Below are 8,262 nucleotides of genomic sequence, written 5' to 3'. Positions count from 1 at the left end.
GCCCCGCGATGCGCGGGAGCCGTCGGTCGGCGGCGTCACGAAGCGGATTGGCTTCGCCAGTACCGGACACGGGTCTCAGCCCTCCGAGGGAGCGAGGCGCTTGAGCTCCGCCTCCGTCGACGCCAGCAGGTCGATCCAGGCGGACTCGAACTTCTCGACGCCCTCGTCCTCCAGCAGGCCCACGACCTCGTCGTAGGAGATGCCGAGCGCCTCGACGGCGGCCAGCTCCGCGCGCGACTGCTCGTACGTGCCGCGCACGGTGTCACCGGTGATGACACCGTGGTCGGCGGTGGCCTCCAGGGTGCCCTCCGGCATGGTGTTGACCGTGCCCGGGGCGACCAGCTCGTCCACGTACAGCGTGTCCTTGTACGCCTTGTCCTTGACCCCGGTGGAGGCCCACAGCGGACGCTGGCGGTTGGCGCCGTCGCGCTCCAGAGCGGTCCAGCGGTCGGAGGAGAAGACCTCCTCGTACGCCTCGTAGGCCAGCCGGGCGTTGGCCAGGCCCGCCTTGCCACGGGCGGCCTTGGCCGCGTCGGTGCCCAGGGCGTCGATCCGCTTGTCGATCTCGGTGTCGACCCGGGAGACGAAGAAGGAGGCCACCGAGTGGATCTTCGAGAGGTCCAGCCCGCGCTCCCTGGCCTTCTCCAGACCGGTGAGGTAGGCGTCCATGACCTCCCGGTAGCGCTCCAGCGAGAAGATCAGGGTCACATTGACGCTGATCCCGTGACCGATGGTCTCGGCGATCGCCGGGAGACCGGCCTTGGTCGCCGGGATCTTGATCAGGGTGTTGGGGCGGTCCACCAGCCAGGCCAGCTGCTTGGCCTCGGCGATGGTCGCCGCCGTGTGGTGCGCCAGCCGGGGGTCCACCTCGATGGAGACCCGGCCGTCCCGGCCGTCCGTGGCGTCGAAGACCGGGCGCAGGATGTCGGCGGCGTCCCGGACGTCCGCCGTGGTGATCATCCGGATGGCCTCGTCCACGGTGACCTTGCGCGCGGCCAGCTCCGTGAGCTGCTGCTCGTAGCCGTCGCCACCGCTGATGGCCTTCTGGAAGATCGACGGGTTGGTCGTCACGCCCACCACGTGCTGCTGGTCGATCAGCTCCGCGAGGTTGCCGGAGGTGATCCGCTTGCGCGACAGGTCGTCCAGCCAGATCGCCACGCCCTCGTCGGTGAGGCGCTTGAGTGCGTCAGTCATGAGTCTTGCTCCTGATCGGTCGTATACCGGCGTCAGCGCGCGGCGGCTTCGAGAGATTCCCGCGCGGCGGCGGCCACCGCCTCGGCGGTGAAGCCGAACTCGCGGAAGAGGATCTTGGCGTCGGCGGAGGCACCGAAGTGCTCCAGCGAGACGATCCGGCCCGCGTCACCCACATAGCGGTGCCACGTCAGCCCGATGCCGGCCTCGACCGCCACCCGCGCCGTCACGGACGGCGGCAGCACCGACGCGCGGTACTCCTGGTCCTGCTCCTCGAACCACTCCACCGACGGCATCGAGACCACCCGGGTGGGCACGCCCTCGGCCTGGAGCAGCTCCCGCGCGCCGACGGCGAGCTGCACCTCGGAGCCGGTGCCGATCAGCACCACCTGGGGCGCGCCGCCCTCGGCCTCGGCGAGTACGTAGCCGCCACGGGCCGCGTCCTCATTCCTCTCGTACGTCGGAACGCCCTGCCGGGTCAGCGCCAGGCCGTGCGGGGCACCGACCCCGAAGGTCTTGGTGTACCGCTTGAGGATCTCGCGCCAGGCGACGACGGTCTCGTTGGCGTCGGCCGGACGGACGATGTTCAGACCCGGGATGGCGCGCAGCGAGGCCAGGTGCTCCACCGGCTGGTGGGTCGGGCCGTCCTCGCCGAGGCCGATCGAGTCATGCGTCCAGACATAGGTGACCGGCAGGTGCATCAGCGCGGAGAGGCGCACCGCGTTGCGCATGTAGTCGGAGAAGACCAGGAAGGTCCCGCCGTAGATCCGGGTGTTGCCGTGGAGCGCGATGCCGTTCATCACGGCCGCCATCGAGTGCTCGCGGATGCCGAAGTGGATGGTGCGGCCGTACGGGTCGGCCTCCGGCAGCGGATTGCCCTCAGGCAGGAACGACGACGTCTTGTCGATGGTCGTGTTGTTGGAGCCCGCGAGGTCGGCCGAGCCGCCCCACAGCTCCGGCACCACCGCGCCCAGCGCCTGGAGGATCTTCCCGGAGGCGGCCCGGGTCGCGACGGCCTTGCCCGTCTCGAACTCCGGGAGCTTCTCCTCCCAGCCCGCGGGCAGCTCGCCCGCCTGGACGCGGTCGAACTCGGCGGCGCGCTCCGGGTTGGCGGTGCGCCACGCGGCGAGGGACTTCTCCCACTCCGCCTTCGCCTCACGGCCGCGCTCCAGCGCCTCGCGGGTGTGCCCGATGACCGCGTCGGAGACCTCGAAGTGCAGCTCCGGGTCGAAGCCGAGGACGCGCTTGGTGGCCGCGACCTCCTCCTCGCCCAGCGCCGAGCCGTGCGCGGCCTCGGTGTTCTGCGCGTGCGGGGCGGGCCAGGCGATGATCGAGCGGGCCGCGATGAACGACGGGCGCCCGGTCTCGGCCTGCGCCGCCCGCAGCGCCTGGTAGAGGCCGTCCGGGTCGAGGTCGCCGTTGGGGAGCTGCGCCACCCGCTGGACGTGCCAGCCGTACGCCTCGTACCGCTGGAGCGTGTCCTCGGAGACGGCGGTCTCGGTGTCGCCCTCGATGGAGATGTGGTTGTCGTCCCACAGCAGCACCAGGTTGCCGAGCTTCTGGTGCCCGGCGAGCGAGGACGCCTCGGCGGCGATGCCCTCCTGGAGGCAGCCGTCACCGGCGATGGCCCAGATGGTGTGGTCGAACGGGGAGGTGCCGGGGGCGGCCTCCGGGTCGAACAGACCGCGCTCGTAGCGGGCGGCCATCGCCATGCCGACCGCGTTGGCCACGCCCTGGCCGAGCGGGCCGGTCGTCGTCTCGACGCCGGTGGTGTGCCCGTACTCGGGGTGACCGGGGGTCTTCGAACCCCAGGTACGGAACGACTTGAGGTCGTCCAGCTCCAGCCCGTACCCCGCGAGGTACAGCTGGACGTAGAGGGTCAGCGACGCGTGGCCGGCCGAGAGGACGAACCGGTCCCGGCCGGTCCACTCCGCGTCGGCGGGGTCGTGCCGCATGACCTTCTGGAACAGCACGTACGCGGCGGGCGCGAGGCTCATGGCCGTACCTGGGTGGCCGTTACCGACCTTCTGTACGGAATCCATGGCCAGGACGCGGGCCGTATCCACGGCCCTCGTGTCCAGATCGGTCCATGTGAGGTCTGTGGTGGTCGGCTTGGTGCTCACCCTGGGTCAGGGCTCCTCTCCACATGTCTGGCGCATGTGCTCTGACACATGTCGTCCCCCGGTGACGCGAAAGCACCGGGCGCTGCCGAGCCTACCCGCGCCCCGCCCACCGGCCTCTCATCCGAGGCGGCTCCCCCCGCCCACCCCTGGTGAACGAGGGGTCAACACGACCCCACCCCCGTGCAGGACGACGGATGGGCAGCCTCTACAGTGGCGTGGTACGCGCAAGTCCTCACCGGATCCTCATCCGTGTCCTCACCCGTCGCCGCGGGTGTACGGGGCTTGCTGGGAGTCTCTGTCAGGGGTGTGCGTGACGGCCATCGAATCCCGTCCAGCGGGTGGGGGCACCACCGATGCCCGGGTGGCCCTCGGTGAACTCGGGACCAGCCCCGTGGACCGGTCGTTCGGGGCCCGGCTCAAGGCGTTCGTCGCCCTCACCAAGCCGCGGATCATCGAACTGCTGCTGATCACCACCGTGCCGGTGATGTTCCTCGCCGAGGGCGGGGTCCCCGACCTGTGGCTGGTGCTCGCCACCTGCTTCGGCGGCTACCTCTCCGCCGGTGGCGCCAACGCGCTCAACATGTACCTCGACCGCGACATCGACGCGCTCATGCAGCGCACCGCGCACCGCCCCCTGGTCACGGGCGTGGTCTCACCGCGCGAGGCCCTCGTCTTCGGCCTCACCCTGGCGGTGGTCTCCACCCTCTGGTTCGGCCTCACGGTCAACTGGCTCTCCGCCTGGCTCGCGCTCGGCGCGCTCCTCTTCTACGTCGTCGTCTACACGATGCTGCTGAAGCGGCGCACCGCCCAGAACATCGTCTGGGGCGGCATCGCGGGCTGTCTGCCGGTGCTGATCGGCTGGTCCGCCGTCACCAACTCGATGTCCTGGGCCGCCGTCATCCTCTTCATGGTGATCTTCTTCTGGACGCCGCCGCACTACTGGCCGCTGTCGATGAAGGTCCGGGAGGACTACGCCCGGGTGGGTGTGCCGATGCTCCCCGTGGTCGCCTCCAACAAGGTGGTCGCCCGCCAGATCGTGCTCTACAGCTGGGTCATGGTCGGCGTCTCCCTGCTGCTCACCCCGCTGGGGTACACCGGCTGGTTCTACACCGCCGTCGCACTGGCCGCGGGCGGCTGGTGGCTGTGGGAGGCACACGCGCTCCAGGCCCGGGCCAAGGCGGGCCTGACCGGCGCGAAGCTCAAGGAGATGCGGCTCTTCCACTGGTCCATCACCTATGTCTCCGTGGTCTTCCTGGCCGTGGCGGTCGACCCGTTCCTGCGCTGACCGCCCGCCGAGGCGCTCCCCGAACCCCGTGCACCGCCTGGTGCGCGGGGTTCGCCGTATGTGGGCGCGATCACCTGGCCCCGGCTGTTTACCGGTAAGTAGCATCGGGCCATGGCAGACGACACCAAGCAGGCAGAGCGCAGGACCACCAAGCTGGCCAAGGAGATCGGCGCCTTCTCCCGCGCCCACGGCGGCGCCGAGGGCCAACTGGCGTACCTCGGACAGGCCGGTACCCGGATCGTCCTGGTCGGCGAGGACGGCACCTGGGGCGACCTCGTGGCCCCCACCCACGCCATCGCCCTGGCCGCCGCCGAGCGCGCCGGGCTCACCCTCCAGGAGTCCTTCGACGGCGCGATGGCGGCGAAGGTGCGCACCGGGCCGTACGAGTGGAGCCGCATGGCGGGGATCCAGGTGGGCGGACCGTCGAACGGCTGACCGCCTGACCGGGGGGCGTCGTGGGGCTCTGGCCCCGGCCGTGGGGCGGGCGATGTGGCTGGGCGCCGCCTGGCCGTGGGTGCCGGCGCGCCGTTGTCCGGCGCGGGGTCGGTGGCTTCCCTTGTGCGCGGTCCGCAGGTGCGGTGTCTGTCGCTGCCGCTGTCTTTTGTGTGCGGGGTTCGGTGGCCTCCGGGCTCACCTCCTCGGGAGCGGCGGATGAGGCGCCCGTGTTCGGTGAGGCCGGGTTGTCCCGCCCCTCCCTGCGGGGGCGACCCTGCACCCCCCGAACCTGCCCGCTGGCCCCCGGCTGCGTCGGTACCTGTCCATGTGACCCTGACCGGTCGGGGGTGGTTCCGTCGCTGCGGCTGTCCTTCGTCTGCGGGGTTCGGTGGCCTCCGGGCTCACCTCCTCGGGAGCGGCGGATGAGGCGCCCGTGTTCGGTGAGGCCGGGTCCGCCCGCCCCTCCCTGCGGGGGCGACCCTGCACCCCCCGAACGTGCCCCCTGACCCCCGGCTGCGGTGGTGACGGCCGGTGTGACCGTGACCCGTTGTCGACACGCGAAGGGAGCCCGCCCCCGGATTCCCGAGGGAGCCCCGCCACCGGATTCGCTCACGGTGGCTCTGCCGGTGATTAGCTCCGTGTGAGGACTCGACCTACCTGAGGTCGGTCCTGAGCCGAAGGGGCGCGTCGAGTTTTCACGGCCGTCGCGCGGAGATCGCGAGGAACGAGCGATCGAGCACGTCGGACGCGAAAATCTCGACTAGAGCGCCCCGGAGGAGAAGGACCGCTCAATAGGAGCGGCGGCGGGCGTGGTTTCTGTTTCGGGGCGTTCGCGGAGGCTGAGGGCCAGTCGGACGACGGCGATCCACATCAGTGAGGAGCCGAGCATATGGGCGCCGACCAGGATTTCGGGGACTCCGGTGAAGTACTGGAGGTAGCCGATGCCGCCTTGGGCGAGCAGGATCAGCAGCAGTTCACGGCAGCGGGCCCGGACGTCGTCCGGGGCGTCCACGCCACGGACGACCAGCCACATCGCCAGTGCCAGCGCGCACACGACCCAGGCGGCGATGGCGTGCACATGGGCGGCCAGCGTCCAGTCCCATGGCATCCGGGGGACGTCGCTGCTGTCGCCCGCGTGCTTGCCCGAGCCGGTGACGCCGGTGCCCAGCACGATCAGGACGACGGTGGTCGCGACGATCGCCCAGGCCAGCTTGCGTACCGGGCGGGGTACCCGGGGCCGGGCCGGGCCGTCGCCTTCGCCCGCCCGGTGCCAGGTGATGACGGTCACGGTCAGCAGTGCGTTCGCCGCGATGAAGTGTCCGGCCACGGTCCAGGGGTTGAGCCCGGTCCACACGGTGATCCCGCCGAGGACGGCGTTGCTCGCCACGATCCAGAACTGGGCCCAGCCGAGCCGGGTCAGCGGGCGGCGCCTCGGCTTGGAGGAGCGGGCGGCGATGATGGTCCAGCCCACGGCCGCCGACAGCACGTAGGTGAGCATCCGGTTGCCGAATTCGATCGCTCCGTGCAGCCCCTGCTCGGGGGTGGCGAAGAGGCTGTCGTCCGTGCACTTGGGCCAGGTGTCACAGCCGAGCCCGGAGCCGGTCAGCCGGACCGCGCCACCTGTGACGATGATCAGAACGCTCATCACGACGGCGGAGAGCGCGGCGCGCCGCAGGATCCCGGGGCGGGGTGTCCAGCGCTGGGCGATGGAGGCGAGGGGGGTTTGCACGGGCCCCATCGTAGGACGGGCCTTGTGCAACTTTTCACGAGGGGGGTCCGTTGCGCACGGCGCGAAGGGCCTGAACCGCTGGCGGGGGCGTACGCCGGGCGTGCGGCGGTAGGGGGTTGCGTGCGGGGCCGTCGGCCGACGGTACGGGAGGGGTGGCCCGGGTGCCCTCAGCGCGGTGGCGTGTGGGTGGCCCGGAAGCGGGCCGCGTCGAGCGGGCCCTCCTCCTCCCACCACACCGCGATCCGCCAGTGCGTCCCGGCGGCCGGCCGGTCCGGCCCGTTCAGCAGCGCGTCCACCAGCTCCCCGGCGACGGCCTCCGCGCTGTGGTCGGTCACCGCGTCCATGCCCCGCCAGGGGTAGGCCATCGGGACCCAGGGCCCGCCCTCGGTCTCCCGGGTGTCCAGCCGCCACACCGCCCGCCAGGAGTGGGCCCGTAGCAGCCTCCGTACCTCCGTCAGCTCCAGGGCCAGGCCCTCGGCGATGGTCTCCGGTGCCACGCCCTCGATCCGGGCGGCGACGACGGCGAGCGGCAGCAGCCGGTCGGGGAGCAGGCCGTCGGCGCGCAGCCGGGTCAGCCCGCTGCCGAACGGGCAGCGGCGCAGCCGTCGCTTCAGCTGGTCGGCGAGGTGCTCCAGGGCGGCCGAGTGGGAGGTCTCGGCGCCCTCGGCGGTGAGGGCGGTCTCGGGCAGCTCCTGGAACTCGCGCTCCGCGCGGACCGCCCAGGCCGTCGCCGCGACCAGGTCGCCGAGTTCCTCCAGCCGGTCGCCGAGGAAGGCGTGCGCCTGGGCGAGGCCCTCCCGGTTGACCGGGTCGGCGGCGTCCAGGGCCTCCCACACCCCGACGGCCTTCCGGGTCGCGGCGAGCGCGGCGAGCCCGTCATCGCGGGCGGTGGGGGTGGGGCCGTCACCGCCCGGGGGAAAGACGTAGCGCGGCAGGCCCAGTTCGTCGCTGAGGGGTTCGGCGAGGTACACCGCCTGCGCGAGCAGCGCCCTGGCGTACCAGCGGGCGTGCTCGGGGTCATGGCACGCGGGTCCGGCGCCGCGCCGTACCGCCTCCCGGGCGGCGGCCAGGGCCTCGGGGCGGCGGCCCGCGTCGAAGTGGTGCCGGGCGAGATCCCCGTACCGCAGCCCCAGCCGCGCGGCGAGCGCGCGGTCCCGTGCGGCGTGCGGGGTGAGGGCGGCTATCAGCTCCCTCACCATGCGTTCGCGCTCGGCGGCGGGGATACCGGCCCGGCCGGATCTGACCCGGGCCCACTCCGCGTCCAGTCGCAGTGCGGCGGTGCGCTCCATCGCGGCCTCCCCCACGCTGATCGCGCTGATCTTGGCAGCCTCATACTGGCCCCGCCGCCCGGGCCGGCGGAAGACGCGGGACCGGCAACGGCCTCCTTCGGAGGAGGGGAGGTGGTGGCCGGACCCCGGGCGGGAGGTACGGAGAGGGCGCGCCCGCCTCCGTACGCGCCAGGGAGTGCCCGGGGCGCCGTCTTCGTACGCGCCGGGAGG

At 72.2% G+C, this 8,262-nt stretch carries 6 protein-coding genes; 2 read left to right on the top strand and 4 right to left on the bottom strand.

What is annotated here, in order from left to right:
* Window positions 1-75: 75 nt before the first annotated feature.
* Entirely contained in the window at window positions 76-1,194 is a 1,119-nt protein-coding gene (gene tal, locus ACFVIM_RS14000; RefSeq protein ID WP_384300950.1) for a transaldolase, read from the bottom strand.
* Window positions 1,195-1,226: 32 nt separating this feature from the next.
* Window positions 1,227-3,314 carry a transketolase gene (tkt, locus tag ACFVIM_RS13995; protein ID WP_384300949.1) on the bottom strand — a complete coding sequence of 696 codons (2,088 nt, stop codon included), beginning with the start codon at window positions 3,312-3,314 and terminating at the stop codon, window positions 1,227-1,229.
* Between the two features lie 304 nt (window positions 3,315-3,618).
* On the opposite strand from tkt, the gene ACFVIM_RS13990 reads away from it, so the two are divergent.
* Window positions 3,619-4,599, top strand: a complete 981-nt coding sequence (locus tag ACFVIM_RS13990) for a heme o synthase (protein ID WP_384300948.1) — start codon at window positions 3,619-3,621, stop codon at window positions 4,597-4,599.
* 111 nt (window positions 4,600-4,710) lie between these two features.
* Window positions 4,711-5,034, top strand: a complete 324-nt coding sequence (locus tag ACFVIM_RS13985) for a hypothetical protein (protein WP_384300947.1) — start codon at window positions 4,711-4,713, stop codon at window positions 5,032-5,034.
* 760 nt (window positions 5,035-5,794) lie between these two features.
* On the opposite strand, the gene ACFVIM_RS13980 is transcribed toward ACFVIM_RS13985, so the two are convergent.
* A complete protein-coding gene (locus ACFVIM_RS13980; RefSeq protein ID WP_384300946.1) occupies window positions 5,795-6,772 on the bottom strand; it encodes a heme A synthase in 978 nt (325 codons plus the stop codon).
* A gap of 158 nt (window positions 6,773-6,930) precedes the next feature.
* The gene (locus ACFVIM_RS13975) at window positions 6,931-8,052 is read right to left on the bottom strand and encodes a hypothetical protein (RefSeq protein WP_384300945.1); all 1,122 of its coding nucleotides are present in this window, start codon (window positions 8,050-8,052) and stop codon (window positions 6,931-6,933) included.
* Between the last annotated feature and the right edge of the window lie 210 nt (window positions 8,053-8,262).

Source organism: Streptomyces sp. NPDC057638 (assembly GCF_042800315.1).
GTDB lineage: Bacteria > Actinomycetota > Actinomycetes > Streptomycetales > Streptomycetaceae > Streptomyces.
This window is presented reverse-complemented; position numbering and strand designations above follow the sequence as displayed.

What these genes read in the sequence shown, in the direction of transcription:
- tal (WP_384300950.1), bottom strand. Translation starts at nt 1,194, where the DNA reads ATGACTGACGCACTCAAGCGCCTCACCGACGAGGGCGTGGCGATCTGG.
- ACFVIM_RS13985 (WP_384300947.1), top strand. Translation starts at nt 4,711, where the DNA reads ATGGCAGACGACACCAAGCAGGCAGAGCGCAGGACCACCAAGCTGGCC.
- ACFVIM_RS13980 (WP_384300946.1), bottom strand. Translation starts at nt 6,772, where the DNA reads ATGGGGCCCGTGCAAACCCCCCTCGCCTCCATCGCCCAGCGCTGGACA.
- ACFVIM_RS13975 (WP_384300945.1), bottom strand. Translation starts at nt 8,052, where the DNA reads ATGGAGCGCACCGCCGCACTGCGACTGGACGCGGAGTGGGCCCGGGTC.